The following is a 16,707-nucleotide window of genomic DNA, read 5'->3' on the forward strand; positions in this document are numbered from 1 at the left end:
CACCAACCTGATCATCAGCATGCACGGACACATCGTTCCAGACGCCCCGAACTCACACCCGACCAGCTTGACCAAAGACATAGGGGCACCCCCCCCGCCGTGCCGGCACAGGGATCGGGCGGTTACGTGTGCACCATCGGGCACCCGATCCGGCGCAGGGGGATGCGGCCGAGGCGGCTGTCCCGCCCGACGTACGCCGATGGCGGCGCGCCGAGGCCCTCACCCGCTCGCGCGGGCCTCGGCGCGCCGCCGGCCTGGCTCGCCGGTCAGCCGACGTTCACGTCGACACAGGCGTAGAAGGCGTTGGCGGTGTCGGCGATGTTCCACACCGCGAGCACCTTCTGCCTGCCCGTCAGGCCGCCGAAGTCGACCTGGTGGGTGACGGTGGCGCCGGGCTGCGCGCCGTTGTCGTTGAACTCGGCGATCTTCCGGCCGCCGGCGAAGTACTGCCAGGTGCTCGTGGCATGCCGGGCGGTCAGGACCCACTGGAACGACGTGCTCCGGCCGACCGGGGTGACCTTCCACCCCTTGGAATCATTGTCGAGTTCCGCGAACCGGCTGTTGCCGCCGCTGCAACTGGTCAGCCCCTTGGGGCCTTCCACGCTCTGCGGCTCGTACTTGATGTCCCCGCAGCTCACGGTCCCGACGGCGCACTGGGCCTGACGGCTCGGGGGCGACGAGATGTATCCGTGGGCACTGGCGGAGCCGACCGGGAGGCTCAGGACCAGTACGGGGGCGAGTAAGGCACCGATGACTGCGGCTGTCTTCCTTTTCGCGTGCATGCTTCTCCTTCACGTGAGGCGTCGCCGCACACGAGCGGGCTATGGGGACCCGGTGGTGGCAGACCTGCCTCTCCGGTGTGGGGGCCAAGAGGTGCGAAGGGCACGGCAGGAACCGCTGCCGCGTACGCCCGGGACTCGCGACGTCCGGCAGGGCACTGCACTTGGACTAGACCATACCCATCGACGCGTTCACGTCAAGGTGTCGGCGCCTCGCCGCCGTCCCGGCCCACGGCATGGCGGCCCGCGGCGTCACCAGCCCGTCGCACCGTCGACGCGCTCGCGCACCAGGTCCGCGTGGCCGGTGTGGCGCGCGTACTCACCGATCATGTGCAGGTGGATCAGCCGGAGCGAGTACTCCTCGCCGCCGTGGACGAAGGTGTCGTCCAGCGAGGCCTTGGCGACGATCTCGTCCGCGAGCCGGCACTCCTCGACGAGACGGGCGTAGTCCTCGGCCGCCCGGGACGGGTCCAGATCCTCGAAGTCCGCGTCCTTGCCCTTCTCCGGGTCGTACATGGGGTCGAACGACTGACCGGCGAACCGCTCCCGGAACCAGACGCGTTCGACCTTGGCCATGTGACGGATCAGTCCCAGCAGGGTGAGGTTCGACGGCTCCACCGTCTGTTCGGCGAGTTGCTCCCCGGTCAGTCCCGCGCACTTGTGCAGCAGGCAGCTGCGGAACCATGCGAGATAGCCGGTGAGCATCTCGCGCTCCTCGGCCACGAGCGAACCGGATGTGCGCACAACCTCAGGTGCTGTCCATGTCATGACGTGATCATGCCTCGCCCGCGGCGGCATCGGACAGGGGGCAGGGGTTTCCCATGCTGCTGCCGGTGGGCTCGTTCGACCAAGTGGACGTGGTGGTCGTGGCGATGTCTGTGACCACCCCGAGCACCAGGAACAGGATGAGCAGCCCTTCCCCGTGCCGCTCACGGCACGCGAACCGCCGGACTCATTCGTGGCGGCGGTCCGGGCTCGAACCGAGAATGCAGGCGTGTCCACTCCCGCGCATCCCTCCGTCACCACCCGCCACTCCGGGCCCGGCCCCTGGGGCGAATGGGCCCTGCTGCTCCTGTCGGCCGCCTCCGGGGCGGCCGACGCGTTCGTCTTCATCTGCGTCGGCCAGGTCTTCGCCGGGGTGATGACCGGGAATCTGGTGCTGCTGGGTGCCTCTGCCGCCGGTGGCGGAGAGCACGGGGTGGCGCTGCGGGTGATCACCGCGCTGGTCGCCTACGCCGTCGGCGTCGGCTGCGGTGCGTGGATGAGCGACCGGTCACGATGGTCACTGCCGGTGATGCTGCTGCTGGAGGTGGCCCTGCTGACAGCGGGGGCCGTGCTGTGGGCGCTGGGGCCGACCTCGTCGGACGGGGACCGGCTGGGGCTGCTGGTGCTGATCGCTGTGGCCATGGGCATCCAGGGCCGGATCCGCGCGACACCCACCAACTATTTCACCGGCACGCTCACCGCCCTCGTCGGCCGGGCGGCTCTTCGGTCGTGGGAGCAGGGTGACCGCTGGGTGGCCGGCCGGCTGGCCGCGGTCGTGGCGGGCGCCGCCGTGACCGCGCTGGCCGTGCGCCTGTGGCCCGACGCGGCAGCGGCGGTGGCGGTGGTGCCGGCGGCGGGCGCACTGCTCATCGAGGGCGTTCGCGGAGCGGCATCCCGGGGCTGACCTGTGACGATGCCCAGGAAAAGGGAAAGCCCCGGCCGGATCGGGGGAATCCAGCCGGGGCGGCTCAGCGGTGGGCGCGATGCGCGGCATCCACATATAGGTGAACGATAAACCACCGCGTCCCGTTCCCGGAAACGCGCACCCCGCACTGTGATCCACGGCACGGAATGCGACTTCCCGACGGATCCGCGCTCAGCGCTCCTCACGGAAGAGCACGTGCTGCCCCGCCACGGGGTCGAACTTGCGCAGCACCAGCCGGTCGGGGTTGTTCCGGCGGCTCTTGCGGGTCACATAACTCTGCCCCGTTCCGGCCGTCGACCGGAGAGTGACGACGGGGCGGGTCTCACTGCGGGCCATGGGCGCCTCCAGACTTCCATGCCGACCCCATCCCCTTCTGGTGGGAATGGGTGTCGTTTTCGTTCTGCTCACGTAACATGGCGAGCCGCTGCCGCATTCCCGCCGCACGGCCGACGGCGTCTCGCATATGCCCCCGATCGGACCGGGCGCGCGGTGGCAAGCCGGTTCACTCGGGCGCACAACCGTCCTCACACGCCGGATGACTTGCGCCAACGTCCGTCGATGGCAAAGGTGTTCGACGGTTCGGCGCCCTGCGCAGCCCGTGACATATGCCGGAAGCAACAACGTCTCGAGTGTTGCCAAATCCCTTACGGGCTCCGGCAGGCTGTGCAACAGTCGTCTTCGGTCCACCTTCAGACCTGGTCGTGCCGCGCCTGTATCGGAGTACGAGATGCCGTCCCATCTGTCCGCGGACCGCCCCGCCCCACAGCCACCCGAGCGCGATACCGTCGATGCGCTGATCAACCGGACCCTTCGGCTCCGTGGCGATGTGGATGCCGTGCGGCGGGACGCGGTGCTGATCGACGAGGAGGACCCGCAGCTGCGCTGGCAGCGGGCGCTCTGTGATCTGGCGGTCCACCATCTCGACGACCTCGGCACGCACCTGGGCCAGCTCAAGGAGGGCCTGCCGCCCGGGACCGCGCAGCACCTCGCAGAAACCTCGGCCCCGCCGACGGAGCAGGGCCCGCAGGACGCGGCTGAGACAAGCGCGCAGGAGCCTTACGACAGCCCGAAGCCGGGATCGCTGATCGGCCGGGTGGGCAGCGCGGAGTGGAATCTGCTCACCGACGGCGTCAGCTGGTCCGAGGAACTGTTCCAGATCTTCGGCAGGCCCCCCGCCGCCGGGCCGCTCTCGCTCGACGAGCTCCCGTCCATGCTGCTTCCCGAGGACCAGCCTCTGCTCACCGCCCTGGTGACCGACTGCCTGGTGGACGGCAAGCCGATAGACGGCGAGTTCCGCATCATGCGGACCGACGGCCCGGTGCGCACGCTCCACATGATGGGCGAGCCCGTCCTCGATTCGAACGGGTGCACCGCCTCCATGTGGGCGGTGCTGCGCGACGTCAGCGAGCTGCGGCGCAGCCAGCAGGCGGTGCGCCGGAGCCACGAGTCGCTGCGCAGCCGGGAGCACCGGGCACGGACCGAGCACCGCCTGGCCGTCGAGCTCCAGGAGGCCGTGCTCCCTCCGTGGCGTGGCTCGCTGCGGCTTCCCTCGCAGGGGCCCGGCACCCTGGACATCGCTGCGCACTACCTTCCGTCGGAGTCGAGTTCACTCATCGGCGGCGACTGGTACGACGCGCTGGAGATGCCGGACGGCAGGACCATGCTCACGGTCGGTGATCTGACCGGTCATGGCATCCAGGCCACCTCGGCCATGGCGATGCTGCTGGGCGCGCTGCGTGGCATGGCCGTGGCCGGCATCGAGCCGGGCTCCCTGATGGGGCATCTCAATCAGCTGCTGGAGTCCTCCGTCCAACCCGCTCTCGGCAGCGCGGTGTGCTGCCTCCTGGATCCGTCCACCGGTGCCCTCACCTGGGCGCAGGCCGGACACCCCGCGCCGCTGCTGTTCCGCGACGGAGTGGGGCGTCCGCTGCCCGCGCCGGACGGGGTCCTGCTCGGTGCGGCCTCCGGGGTCGCGTACGAGCAGGAGGAAGTGCACCTGCTGCCCGGTGACGTGCTGGTACTGCACACCGACGGGCTGAACCGTCACAGCGACCGGAGTGCGGGCCCGGACGCGCTGCTGACCCTGGCCCCGCGGTTCGCGCAGGCCCGTTCGGCACAGGAGTGCCTGCGGACCGTCGTCGCGGAGTTCGGCGGCACCGAGCGTCTGGACGACGCCTGCGTGCTGATCGCCCGCATCGGGGCATAGCGCACGGCTGGGCGCGTACAGGGCACGGACCAACGCGGAACGCCGGACACGGGGCAGTACGCAGGAGGGCGTGCCCGCCTACGGGTACGGTGCTCGGACAGCTGGTGGCAGGAACGCCGGTGGTCGGACGGTCTGTGCTCGGTGCCCCTTCGTCGCGGCGCCCGCATCGTCAGGCCTCCGACGACCGCCTGCGCTGCTTGATGATGGAGTTCTGCGGCAGGGAGAGCTTGATCTCCTCTCTCAGGTCCTCGATCTTCGCGTAGCCCGCGAACTGGCCCGTGAGCCGATACATTTCGCGCAGCCGGTCCCAGGTGCGGTGCGAGGAGGTCTCCCCCATCGTCACCAGGGCGAGTCGTGCGTACCGGTCGGCCTGTTCGGGATCGTCGGCGATGAAGCAGGCCGAGGCGAGCGAGATGTAGTCGAAGATCTTGGACCGCTGGCGTCCGTTGGCCCTCAGCTCCAGCGCCAGTTTGGCGTGGCGCTGCGCGACGATCGCGGCCGACGGGTCGTGTTCGGCGAGCGTACGGAAGGCCAGGGCCTGCATGCCGTGCATGTCCGCCTCGTCGAACATCTGCATCCAGCTGGGCGGCGGCACATCGCTCTTGTCCGAGGTGAAGAGTTCCTCGGCCTTGCCGAGTGTGCGCCGCATGGCCTGCCCGCGGCCCATGGACGCCTGTGCCCAGGCCTCGATGGTGTGCAGCATCGCCTGGGTGCGGGGCAGAACCATGTCCCCGGAGCCGGACTTGGCGAGCTTCATCAGGTCCAGGGCGTCGTCGGGACGGCCGAGGTGGACCATCTGACGGGCCGCCCTGGAGAGCGCCTCGCCCGCGCGGGGGCGGTCGCCGCCCTCGCGCGCCGCGTGTGCCGCGATGATGAAGTACTTCTGGGCGGTCGGTTCGAGGCCGATGTCGTGGGACATCCAGCCCGCGAGCACCGCGAGGTTGGCAGCGACGCCCCAGAGCCGGCGCTGGAGATGATCGGGGTGGCGGAAGGCGAGCATGCCGCCCACCTCGTTGAGCTGGCCCACCACGGCCTTGCGCTGGAGTCCGCCGCCCCGTGAGGCGTCCCAGGCGCGGAACACCTCGACGGACCGCTCCAGCGCCTCGATCTCGTCCGACCCGATGGGCGCGGCCTCGTACCGGTCGAAACCGGCCGGGTCCGCGTGCAGCGGGTCATCGATCCGTGGGGCGTCGGCCGCCAGTACGGGGTCGGAGTGCAGCCAGTCGTGCATGGGGCCGGTGATGGTCGATCCTGCGGCGAGCGCGGCGCCCGCGCTCACCAAGCCGCGTCGGTTGAGCATGAGGTCCATTCCCGTGAATTCGGTGAGGACCGCTGCCGTCCGCTCGGGCGCCCACGGCAGTCCGTCGGGATTGTCCTGCGTCCCGGCCTCCCGCCGTTTCCCCACACGCCCGCGTCGGCCGAACCCGAGGTCCTCGATGGTCACGACACGACCGAGTCGCTCGGTGAACAGGGCAGCCAGCACCTTGGGCACGGGATCGCGGGGGGACTCCCCCATGTCGATCCATCGCCTCACCCGCGAGGTGTCGGTGGCCAGTTGCGGGTGGCCCATGGCCGCCGCCTTCCTGTTCACCATTCTCGCGAGTTCGCCCTTGGACCAGCCGGCGAGGCCGAACAGGTCGGACAGGCGGGTGTTGGGTTCTCCGGTCACGTCAAGCCCCCAGGTTCTCGGCTGTGTTGACAGTAACCCCCTGTCAGAGGCCTTGCGACAATTCGCCAGGGTTCGCCAGGGTCCGCCAGTTGGTCTGCCACCCGCCTGCCGGTGTCAGGTAGGAAAGCGCCACCCCGCCCGGCAGCCCTAGGTACTCCCCAGGGTGCCGAACGGCCGCCGGCCGGGGCGGTGCACGCAACTTGTCGGCGCGCGAAGGGATCTGTCTCGCCCATGTACACAGCATCGTCCTCCGTGACCGCCCCGCCCCGGCCGCTCCGTCCCCTGGGGGCGGGCGGCGGTCCGTACCTCTCCCCGCACGCCGCTGCCCCGGCCCCCGGCACGGTCCGGCCGCGACGGCCGGCCGGGATGGTCGGCCCGCCGCTCAGCGGCCGGCTGGACCTGTCCGGCGCGCAGGGGGCGCAGCTGAGAATGGCGATCGCCTCGGTGCACCGGATCTGCCCCGAGTTCAACCCGGTCCAGGTGCTGCGCCGCAGCGGCCGTTCGGTGCTGCTGATCGGCTCCACCGGACGGGCGACCGCGGTCGCCAAGTGTTTACTGGACCACTCCCCCGCGTGGTCGGAGCGGTTCCGTCACGAAATAGCTGCATATCGGGCGTTCGTCCGGCACCGTCCGCCGGTGCGCGTGCCGCGTCTCATCGCGGCCGATCCGGAGAACTGCACCCTGGTGATCGAACGGATGCCCGGCCGGGTGGCCGCGTTGACCCGGCATCCCTCGGAGGCTCCGCCCCGTGCCGATATCCGGGCCGCGCTGGGCGCGATCAGCCGGGTCAACGCCTGGCGGCCGGCGCCGGGGCTGTTCGACGCCCCGCTCGACTACGCCTCGCGGATCGCGCGCTATCACGAGCTGGGGCTCTTCACGGACCGGGATCTGGGCGATCTACAGAAGCTGCTGCACGGTCTGGCGCACGCGGGCGGCCGGCAGGGCATGGGGCAGTTCTGTCACGGTGACGCACTGCTCTCCAACATCCTGCTGTCGCCCACGGGTCCGGTGCTGGTGGACTGGGAGCACGCGGGCTGGTATCTGCCCGGCTACGACCTGGCGACGCTCTGGACGGTCCTCGGTGACGCACCGGCGGCGCGACGCCAGATCAGCCAGCTGGCGCAGGCCAACGGACCCGCCGCACGGGACGCGTTCCTGGTGAACCTGATGCTGGTACTGACCCGCGAGATCCGTACGTACGAGACGGCGGTCCAGCGGGCCATGCGGGATTCGACGGCCTCGGGCGCCGGTCAGGAGCGCCCGGGTGCGCTGTCGTCGAGCGAGGAGCAGCGACTCTTGCTGCGCCGGCTGCACGACGACTGCGCGATGGCCCGCAGGGCCGTGCGTGCCGCGGTCGGCACCCGCTGACCCTGCCAGGGGGATGCGCGCTGCGGGCCCGGTGCCGACACACCGGGCCCGCAGCGCGCCGAAGTACGGTCAGGGGCTCTTGAAGTCCACCGCGTCCACGTCGAACGAGTTGTTCTGCGGGGACGTGAAGACGAGGTACAGCTTGTGGGTTCCCTTCAGTTCCTGGACGGGCACGGGCTCGGTCGCCTGGTAGTTGTCCCAGCCGCCCGTGTTGGGGACCGGGGTGGTGGCGAGCAGCGGGCCGTCGGCGGAGTCCGCTCGGAGTTCGATCGCGCCGACCCCGTAGGGTGAGGACAGCCGGTAGCTGACCGTGCCGATGCCTTCGACGCTCATCGGGTCGAAGGCGACCCAGTCGCCGTCGGAGACGTCTCCGATCCGCTTGCCGTTCTCGGCTCCTTCCTGGGCGATGACGCGGGTGCCGGACTGGCCGTCGTAGTACTCGGCCTGCTTGTGCTTCGGCTGGAGCACGGCGCGGCCGTAACCGGTCAGGGCCGAGACGCCGTCGCCGCCCTTGTCGGTGTACTTGGCGTTGAGTACGTAGGTGAGGTCCGCTCCTTCGGGGTGGCCGCCCAGGTCACCGGTGTCCACGGTGCCCTCGCAGCCGGGGATGTCGGTGGTGGGGTGCTCGTGGTCGTCGTGGCCCAGGGCCGGGTTGACGGTGACCTTGGTGCAGTCGACCGGGCCGTCCTCGGGATCGGTGACCGTGACCTTGTACGGGATCTTGTCGCCGAACTCGATGAGTTTGCCGCTGACCGGGAACTCGATGGTCACCTTCGGTGCCGTATTGCCCGCGGTGACGGGGATGTTGGCGTAGCCGGACTTGCCGGTGGAGTCGGTGACCTTCAGCTGGGCGGCGAAGTCTCCCTTGGCCGTGTAGGTGTGGCTGGGGGACGCCTCCGTGGAGTCGTAGGTACCGTCGCCGTCGAAGTCCCAGGCGTAACTGAGCGCGTCTCCGTCCGGGTCGTTGCTGCCCTCGCTGGAGAAGTCGACCTTCAGCGGTACGGGGCCGTCGGTAGCGGAGGCGGCGGCCTTGGCCACCGGGGCGCGCTGTCCCTGGGCGTAGTCGATGCGGTAGAGCCCGGAGTCGTTGTTGCCGCCGCCGAACGAGCTTCCCCATTCGAGGACGTACAGCGATCCGTCGGGCCCGAAGGTCATGTCCATCGGCTTGTTGAACTTCTGGGTGGAGAGGAAGTCATTGATCTTCAGGACCTTCTCGTCCTTGTCGAAGCGGACTTCCTTGGCGTAGTTGCGCGACCACTCGTAGAAGAAGCTCGCGCCCTCGAAGTAGGCGGGGAACTTCGTGGTGGACGGGTTCTTCGCGTCGTAGTGGTAGACGGGGCCGCTCATCGGGGCGGACCCGCCGCTGCCGACCTCGGGAAAATCCGGGGAGGCGCCGTAGCCGTACCAGATCTCCGGCTGCTGAAGGGGCGGGAGCTGGGTCAGGCCGGTGTTGTTGGGCGAGGGGTTGACCGGGTTGGCGCAGTCGAACTTGGGGCCGACTTCCTTGGTGTCGGGGTTGTACGGGGCGTATGCCTGGTTGTTGCCGTGGCAGAACGGCCAGCCGAAGTTGCCTGCCTTCTTGATGACGTTGTACTCGACGAGGCCCTCGGGTCCTCGGTCGGTGGTGGGCAGCCCGCGGTCCGGACCGTAGTCGGAGGCGTGGACGTAGCCCGTCTTGGGGTCGACGGTGAAGCGGAACGGGTTGCGGAAGCCCATCGCGTAGATCTCGGGACGGGTCTTGGCCGTGCCGGGGGCGAAGAGGTTGCCCTTGGGGATGGTGTAGCCGCCGGAGTCCTTCGGCTTGATGCGCAGGATCTTGCCGCGCAGGTCGTTCGTGCTGCCCGCGGTGCGGGCGGCGTCCAGCATCTGCTTGCCCTCGCGCCAGTCGAGCGGGGCGTATCCCTGCCAGTTCGGGTCGAGGTTGGGCGGGGTGTCGTCGCCGACGCCGAGGTAGAGCGTGCGGTCCGGGCCGAACTCGACGGCGCCTCCGGTGTGTCCGGGCTCGGGGAAGGTGCGGTCGCGGTAGGCGGGGACGTCGAGGAGCTTCTTCTCGCTGGCGGGGTCGAGGGTGTTGCCCTTGACCGTGAAGCGGGAGAGCCGGTTGACGTCCTCGGTGGCGGCCGCGGGGGCGTAGTAGAGGTAGATCCAGTGGTTCTTCATGAAGTCCGGGTCGAGCTCCATGCCGACCAGGCCGTCCTCGCCGCCGGTGTAGACGTCGAGCTTTCCGGCGGTGGTGGTGGCGTGGGTCGCCGGGTCGTAGATGTTGATCTCGCCGCTGCGCTGGACGTAGAAGACCCGTCCGTCCTTGGCGACGTCGAGTTCCATCGGGTCCGCGGTGTTGTCGTCGAGGGCCACCTTCTCGTAACCGCTCCAGACGGTGCCGCCGCAGTCGCCGGGCTTGTTGCCGGCGGCCCACCTGACGCCGCCCATGACGTGGGTACGGAAGGCGGCTTCGGTGTACGAGGCGGTGTCGTGGCCCATGGCGGTCGCCCAGACCCGGCCGCCCTCGGTGTTGCGGCACCAGGAGATCGGGTGGTCGGCGCCCATGGCGGAACCGCCGGGGTTGTACGTGGTCTCGTCGGCGGTGACCAGGACGTGGACGTCACCACGGGGGTTCCGGTCGAAGTTGTACCACTCCTCGGGGCGCTCCCAGCGTTCGGGGAGTCCCGCGGTGGAGGGGTGGACACGGTCGGCGACCTTGGCGGTGCCCTGGAGGACACCGGGTGAGTGGGCGGGCATGTGCACGCCGCCGTTGATGGCCTCGTCCCACCAGGGGAAGGTCTCCTCGATGCCCATGTCGAGGGTGTTGTGGAGGGCGACGACGCCGCCACCGCCACGTACGTAGGACTGCATCGCCTCGCGCTGGGCGTCGGTGTCCCAGACCATGCCGGAGTTCTGCAGCATGACGACGACGTCGAAGTCCTTGAGCTTCTCCGGATCGAAGACCGCGGCGTCGGCGGTCTCGACCAGTTCGAAGCCGCCCGCGGCGGCCTCCTCCTTGAACATCTGGATGCCGGCCGGGATGGAGGCGTGTACATAGCCGACGGCACGGGTGAAGAGCAGGGCTCGGAAGGCGGGCGCCTTGCCGGTGGTGGCTGCGGACGCGGGCAGTGCGGTCAGCGCGAGGAGCAGTGCGCCCACCAGCGCGATGAACGTACGGCGCATGTCACGAGCATGACAGCGCAATCGGTGACGGCTCACGATCGGGTCCTCTCTGCGGGTTGCGGACGGACGAGCGGGGCCAGGGGGTGGATTACGGGACGGCGCTCAGGGCCTGGCGCAGGAAGGCCAGGCCTTCGGTGGCGATGCTGTCCTGGGTACCGGCGAGCGGCCGCCAGACCGAGGCGGCGACCGCGATGGCGTCGTTGTGCGCGGTGAACGACTCGATGCAGAGCGGGCCCCAGTAGCCGCACGTGGCGAGCGCGGCGAGGAAGCCGGGCCAGTCGATGCTGTCGGCGCCGGGGGCGCCCCGGTCGTTGGCGCACACCTGGACGTGGACGATGCGGCCCGCCGCGCGGTGCACGGCACCGGGCAGCGAACGTTCCTCGATGTTCTGGTGGTACACGTCGAGCGCGAGGCCGATGGTGCTCTCGGGGAGCCCGGTCAGCGCTTCGAGGGTCTGCTCCACGGTGTTGAGCAGGCTCGTCTCGTACCGGTTGAGGGGTTCCACCGCGAGCCGCACACCCGCCGCGCGGGCATGCTCGACGACCGGGGCGAGGTTCTCGCGCAACTCCTCGTAGGCGGCGGCGCGTTCGGCGCGGTCCATCCGCCAGGTGCGGCCCACCGCCGCGTACATGGGTCCGGCGACGGTGGGGGCGCCGAGGGCCCCGGCGGCGTCGACGCAGCGGTACAGGTAGTCCTGGGTGGCGTGGACGGTCCGCGGTTCGGTGCGGACGAGGTCGCGGCCGGGCGGCATGACGGCGATCACCGCGGCGGGGGCGATTCCGGAGGCATCGAGGAGCTTGGCCACGGATGCGGGCGCCCAGTCCCGTTCGTTCTCCAGCGGGATCTCCGCGCAGTCGAAGCCCCACCCGGACAGCTTCGGCAGCACGTCACCGAGCGTTTCGTAGGTCACCGGCGAGTGCCAGATCCACGGGTTGGCGCCGAGCGGGAAGGCTGCGGTCACTTCTTGCCTCCCCAGTTCTCCGGGAATCCGGGCAGGTTCTCGCAGCCGCACATCGCGTAGTGCAGGGGCGGCATGCCGGGCTTGTAGTACTGGTCGAGGGTGTCCTGGGTGACGGTCGGCTGCGGGAGCTTCCACTCCTTGGGGACCTGCTGCCCCTTGAGGATCCGCAGCGCGGCGATGACCGGTGTGCGCCACTGGAAGGTGGGGTACGAGGGGGCGATCGCGGTGAGCTTCTTCTCCTTCCATGCCTCAAGGAAGTCCTGCTGGTCCTCGCCGGTGATGGGCGGTACGTCCTTGCCGGCGTCCTCGAAGGCTTCGACGGCGGCGACGGAGGTCGCACCGGAGTCCATCCAGACGCCGTCGATGTCGCCGTTGCGGGTGAGGGCGTCGGTGACGATCGCCTTGGTCTTCGCCGGGTCGCCGTCGGTGAACTTCACGTCCACGACGTCGAGTCCGCTCTTGTCGAACGCGAGCTTCGCCGCGGACCAGCGGGTCTCCAGCACATCGACGCCGGGTGAGATCCGCAGGGCGAGGATCTTCCCCTTGGGCTTCACCTTCCCGACGAGGAAGTCGGCGGCGACCGCCCCGTATCCGTAGCCGCCGATCGGGTTGATGAAGGTGACCGCGCAGTCGGTCTCGACGCCCCGGTCGAAGACGATCACGGGCACCTTGCCGCAGGCCTGCTCGACGGCGGGGGTGAGGGTGGCCGTGGTGTTCGGGGAGACGATCAGGGCGTCGCAGTCCCGGCCGGCGAGCTCCTGGATGTCGGAGATCTGTTTGTCGTCCTTGCCCTGCGCGTCGAGCACGGTGAACTCGGTGATCTCCTTGTGGAGCCCGGCCTCGGCCCGCATGTTCTTGAGGCCGACCTGGCGCCAGGGGTTGAAGACCCCGGCGTTGGAGAAGCAGAGGTGGATTCCGCCGGAGCCCTTCTTCTTGTACTGACCGGTGTCGACGAGCTCCGGGCGGAGCATCTGCTCCCACGGCTTTCCGGCGGGGCCCTGCGGGGTGACCTCGGCGAGGCCGAGCTGACGGTCGTACTCGGCCCGGTCGAAGAACTCCGACTGCTTGCCGGTGCCCGGGTCGCCCGTGCCGCCGCTCGCTCCGGCGGTGGGGGCGTCGGGCGGGGCGTCGCTGGTGCAGCCGGCCAGCAGGGCCGCGCCGAGCAGGGCGGCGACCGGCGCGAGGAGGTGTCCGAGCTTTCGCGTACTCATGAGGTTTTCGCTCCCGGGTGTTCGGTGCCGCGGCGGCGCAGCCGGGACCAGTCGGCTGCGCCGATGGCGACGGCGGCGATGACGATGACGCCTTGCACGGTCGACTCCAGTGCGCCGGAGACGCCCTGGAGGTTGAGCAGGGTGAACAGTGCCTGGAGCGAGAACGCCCCGGCCATCGCCGCGACGACGGAGCCCCGGCCGCCGCCGAGCACCACGCCGCCCAGGACGACGGCGGTGATCGCCTCGAACTCGTAGCCGCGGCCGGCCTGTGCCGAGACTCCGGAGAAGCCGCCGACGAGTACCGCCGCGAGCGCGGCCGCTGCGCCGGAGAGGACGAAGGCGATGGTCCGGGCGCGTGCGACCCGGACGCCGGCGAGCGCCGCGGCGCGTTCGCTGTCGCCGGTGGCCAGCAGCGTACGACCGAAGTCGGAACGCATCAGGCGTACGGCCAGCAGGCCCGCGACGGCGCAGGCGAGTACGGCCCACGGCAGCCAGCCGAACGCGGTGCCGCGCCCGAGCCTGCGGAACTCGGCGGGCAGCGCGCCGTGGGGTGAACCCCCGGTCCAGAAGAAGACGGCGCCTTCGAGGATCAGCATCATGCCGAGCGTGGTGATGAACGACGGCACGCGCAGCAGGGTCGTGATCAGTCCGCTGACGAGTCCGGCGAGGGCTCCGGCGAGCAGCAGGACCGCGGTGACCAGGAGCCAGGGCGCGGCCGGGAACGAGCCGTACAGTTCGGCGGCGACGACCACCCCGGCGGTGACGATCGCTCCGACGGAGAGGTCGAACTCGCCGCAGACGATGACCAGGTACTGGCCGGCGGCCAGGATGACGAGGGGGGCGGCGCGCTTGACGAAGGCGAGGAAGCGGTCGGGTTCGTAGAAGCCGGGGTCGGTGAGGGCGAGTGCGGCCAGGAGCACCGCGAGCAGGAGGTAGACGGGTGTGCCGGTGGTGAGGGCACGCAGGACGCGGCGGCCGGCGGGCGCCTGGGCGGTGGTCATGCGGTCCGCTCCTTCGGGGTGCGGCGGCCTCGGGCGTAGAGGGCGACGGCCGCGATGATGACGACGCCCCGGACGACGTTCTTGAAGAACGGGTCCACGGACAGCTGGTTGAAGACGCTGTCGAGCACGGAGAGGACGAGTACTCCGCCGAGGGTGCCCGCCACTCCCCCGCGCCCGCCGGCGAGCGCGGTGCCGCCGAGGACGACGGCGGCGATGGACTCCAGGTCGTAGCGGGCTTCCGTGCCCGCCCAGGGAGCACCGGCGCCGAGCCGCGCGGCGAGGAAGAGGGCCGCCGCGCCGACGCACAGCGAGCACAGCAGGTGCGCGGCGACGACGGTGCGCCGGGTGCGGACGCCGGAGAGCCGGGCGGCGTGCTCGTCGCCGCCGGTCGCGTACATGTGGTGGCCGAGCCGGGTGCGGCGGGTGATCAGCCAGAGGGCGGCGGCGACCGCGAGGAGGAGGAAGAGGGAGACGGGGACCGGTCCGATCCGGTCGTAGCCGAGGTGCTGGAAGGAGGCGGGGACCTTGCCTGCGGGGCCGGTGTAGTTGTCCTCGATCCAGCCGCGCAGGATGAAGGCGGTGCCGAGGGTGGCGATGAAGGCGTTGACCTTGAGGCCGGTGACGATGAGCCCGTTGGCCAGGCCGACGGCGGCGCTGAGGGCGAGCACGGCGATCACCGCGACGAGCACGCTGCCGCTCTCCATCGTCTCCGCGGCGACGAGGGTGCCCAGACCGATGAGGTAGGCGACGGAGAGGTCGAGCGATCCGGTGAGGATGACGACGGACTGGCCGACGGCCACGAGGCCGAGGGCGACGCAGTTCTGAAGGATCGTCACCACGTTGGTCATGGTCAGGAAGTCCCCGCCGCGGGCCGCGACGACGATCCAGCCGAGCACGGTGACGGCGAGGGCGGCCAGCCAGACCCCGGCCACCGGGCCGGTGAGGCGCGGTGGGGCCGTCCGGGGCGGGGCGGTACGGGGCCGGGTTTCCGGGCCGGTCCGGAGTGCGGTCATGCTGCTCCCTCCGTGACGGGGCCGCCGGTGGCGACGCGCATGACCGCCTCCTCCGTGGCTCCGGCGGGCAGTTCGCCGGCGAGGCGGCCTTCGGACATGACGAGGACGCGGTCGCTCATCCCGATCAGCTCGGGCAGTTCGGAGGAGATGATGAGTACGGCGAGGCCCTCGCCCGCCAGTTCCCGTACCAGGGTGTGGATGGCCGCCTTGGCGCCGACGTCGACGCCGCGGGTCGGTTCGTCGAAGAGGAGCACCCGGGGGCCTGCGGCAAGCCATTTGGCGATGACGACCTTCTGCTGGTTGCCGCCGGACAGGTACTGGACCTGCTGGTCCTCGCCGTGGGCGTGGAGGCGTACGCGCTCCAGCAGTGCGGTCACCTCGCGGCACGCGGCCGGTCCGCGGCGCGCAGGGACGGCCCGGGTCACCAGCAGCGCGTTGTCGGCCACGGACTGGTGCAGTGCGAGGCCCTCCCCCTTGCGGTCCTCGGTGACCAGGGCGATCCCGGCCCGGACGGCTTCCCGGGGGTTCGCCGGGCGCAGCGCCCGTCCGCCGACGGTCATGGTGCCCGTGGTGAAGGGGGCGGCGCCGAACAGGGCGCGGGCCAGGGAGGTCCGGCCGGAGCCCTGGAGGCCGGCGACGCCGACGACCTCGCCGGCCCGCAGGGTCAGATCGATGCCGGAGATCCTGGAGTTGCCGCCGCCGCGCACCGTGAGCCGCTCCTCGCCCGGCTCTCCCGGCCCGGCCCGGGGCGGGTAGTAGGCGCCGAGCTCCCGTCCCACCATGGCGCGCACCACTGTGTCGGCGTCGGTCTCGCGGGTGGTGAGCGTGGTGACGCGGCGGCCGTCCTTGAGGACGGTGATGCGCTGCGAGAGGTCGAACACCTCGCGGAGCCGGTGCGAGATGTACAGGATGCCGATTCCGCGGGCGGTCAGGCGGCGGACGAGGGCGCCGAGTCGCTCGACCTCGTGGTCGGCGAGCGCGGCGGTGGGTTCGTCCATCACCAGGATGCGGACATCCGATGCGAGGGCCTTGACGATCTCCACGGTCTGCCGGCGCGCGACGGACAGCTCGTGGACGGGGGTGCGCGGGGCGATGCCGGTCTCGTCGAGTTCGGCGAGGAGTTCGGCGGTGCGCTGTTCCATGGCGCGCCGGTCGACCAGGCCGTATCTGGTCGGTTCGCGGCCGAGGAAGACGTTCTCGGCGACCGTGCGGTGGGTCAGGAGCGCGAACTCCTGGTGGATGATGCCGACCCCGGCGGCCTGGGCCTGGGCCGGATGGCTGAAGGAGTGGGCGGTGCCGTCGATGGTGAGGGTCCCCTCGTCGGGCAGGTGCTCGCCCGCGAGGATCTTCATGAGGGTCGACTTTCCGGCGCCGTTCTCCCCCACCAGGGCATGCACTTCCCCGGCTTCGAGGTCGAGCCCCACCCCGTCGAGCACACGCACCCCGAGGAAGCTCTTGGACACACCCTGCATCGTCAGCATCGAACTGCTCCTCGCTCAGTGGTCTGCAAAGCAGAGTCGTGACAGACATTGGGAGTGTCAAGGGCTCAAGCGCCTTTGTTTTCAGGTGACTTGGCACGTACTTATGTCGATGAACGAACAGCGGATGCCTTGTGAGCAGCGGAAGTCGTCCCTAGGGTGACTG

Annotated in this window: 13 protein-coding genes; 3 read left to right on the plus strand and 10 right to left on the minus strand. The window is 70.4% G+C overall.

Annotated features, from left to right (window positions below):
• Positions 1-266: 266 nt before the first annotated feature.
• Both ACFYY1_RS36060 and ACFYY1_RS36065 read right to left on the minus strand, forming a co-directional pair.
• A complete protein-coding gene (locus ACFYY1_RS36060; protein ID WP_388593199.1) occupies positions 267-782 on the minus strand; it encodes a lytic polysaccharide monooxygenase auxiliary activity family 9 protein in 516 nt (171 codons plus the stop codon).
• A 249-nt stretch (positions 783-1,031) separates the two neighbouring features.
• Complete coding sequence (locus tag ACFYY1_RS36065) at positions 1,032-1,547, minus strand: DinB family protein (RefSeq protein WP_360927774.1); 516 nt, start codon at positions 1,545-1,547, stop codon at positions 1,032-1,034.
• A 226-nt stretch (positions 1,548-1,773) separates the two neighbouring features.
• Between ACFYY1_RS36065 and ACFYY1_RS36070 the strand changes: the two genes are divergently transcribed.
• Entirely contained in the window at positions 1,774-2,448 is a 675-nt protein-coding gene (locus tag ACFYY1_RS36070) for a YoaK family protein (protein ID WP_388593201.1), read from the plus strand.
• A gap of 192 nt (positions 2,449-2,640) precedes the next feature.
• On the opposite strand, the gene rpmG is transcribed toward ACFYY1_RS36070, so the two are convergent.
• Positions 2,641-2,805 carry a 50S ribosomal protein L33 gene (gene rpmG, locus ACFYY1_RS36075; protein ID WP_360544966.1) on the minus strand — a complete coding sequence of 55 codons (165 nt, stop codon included), beginning with the start codon at positions 2,803-2,805 and terminating at the stop codon, positions 2,641-2,643.
• A 391-nt stretch (positions 2,806-3,196) separates the two neighbouring features.
• On the opposite strand from rpmG, the gene ACFYY1_RS36080 reads away from it, so the two are divergent.
• A complete protein-coding gene (locus ACFYY1_RS36080; protein WP_388593203.1) occupies positions 3,197-4,675 on the plus strand; it encodes a PP2C family protein-serine/threonine phosphatase in 1,479 nt (492 codons plus the stop codon).
• 169 nt (positions 4,676-4,844) lie between these two features.
• Here ACFYY1_RS36080 and ACFYY1_RS36085 read toward each other — a convergent pair whose 3' ends face one another.
• Entirely contained in the window at positions 4,845-6,344 is a 1,500-nt protein-coding gene (locus ACFYY1_RS36085; protein WP_388593204.1) for a hypothetical protein, read from the minus strand.
• 231 nt (positions 6,345-6,575) lie between these two features.
• Here ACFYY1_RS36085 and ACFYY1_RS36090 point away from each other — a divergent pair, with 231 nt between their 5' ends.
• On the plus strand, positions 6,576-7,712 hold the full coding sequence (locus tag ACFYY1_RS36090; RefSeq protein WP_388593206.1) for an aminoglycoside phosphotransferase family protein: 1,137 nt from the start codon (positions 6,576-6,578) through the stop codon (positions 7,710-7,712).
• Positions 7,713-7,781: 69 nt separating this feature from the next.
• On the opposite strand, the gene ACFYY1_RS36095 is transcribed toward ACFYY1_RS36090, so the two are convergent.
• From ACFYY1_RS36095 to ACFYY1_RS36120, 6 genes are all read right to left on the minus strand, one after another.
• Positions 7,782-10,877, minus strand: coding sequence for a ThuA domain-containing protein (locus ACFYY1_RS36095; RefSeq protein ID WP_388593207.1), 3,096 nt, complete (start codon positions 10,875-10,877; stop codon positions 7,782-7,784).
• A gap of 88 nt (positions 10,878-10,965) precedes the next feature.
• Positions 10,966-11,838, minus strand: a complete 873-nt coding sequence (locus ACFYY1_RS36100) for a sugar phosphate isomerase/epimerase family protein (protein WP_388593209.1) — start codon at positions 11,836-11,838, stop codon at positions 10,966-10,968.
• On the minus strand, positions 11,835-13,049 hold the full coding sequence (locus tag ACFYY1_RS36105) for an ABC transporter substrate-binding protein (protein WP_388593212.1): 1,215 nt from the start codon (positions 13,047-13,049) through the stop codon (positions 11,835-11,837). Before ACFYY1_RS36105 ends, ACFYY1_RS36100 begins: the two co-directional genes overlap by 4 nt.
• Positions 13,046-14,050: an ABC transporter permease gene (locus tag ACFYY1_RS36110; protein WP_388593214.1), complete on the minus strand. Its 1,005-nt coding sequence runs from the start codon at positions 14,048-14,050 to the stop codon at positions 13,046-13,048. Before ACFYY1_RS36110 ends, ACFYY1_RS36105 begins: the two co-directional genes overlap by 4 nt.
• Positions 14,047-15,063 carry an ABC transporter permease gene (locus ACFYY1_RS36115; protein ID WP_388593217.1) on the minus strand — a complete coding sequence of 339 codons (1,017 nt, stop codon included), beginning with the start codon at positions 15,061-15,063 and terminating at the stop codon, positions 14,047-14,049. The genes ACFYY1_RS36110 and ACFYY1_RS36115 overlap by 4 nt, the downstream gene beginning before the upstream one ends.
• The gene (locus tag ACFYY1_RS36120) at positions 15,060-16,544 is read right to left on the minus strand and encodes a sugar ABC transporter ATP-binding protein (protein WP_388593218.1); all 1,485 of its coding nucleotides are present in this window, start codon (positions 16,542-16,544) and stop codon (positions 15,060-15,062) included. The genes ACFYY1_RS36115 and ACFYY1_RS36120 overlap by 4 nt, the downstream gene beginning before the upstream one ends.
• Positions 16,545-16,707 lie beyond the last annotated feature (163 nt).

This window comes from Streptomyces sp. NPDC001890, assembly GCF_042891445.1.
Lineage (GTDB): Bacteria > Actinomycetota > Actinomycetes > Streptomycetales > Streptomycetaceae > Streptomyces.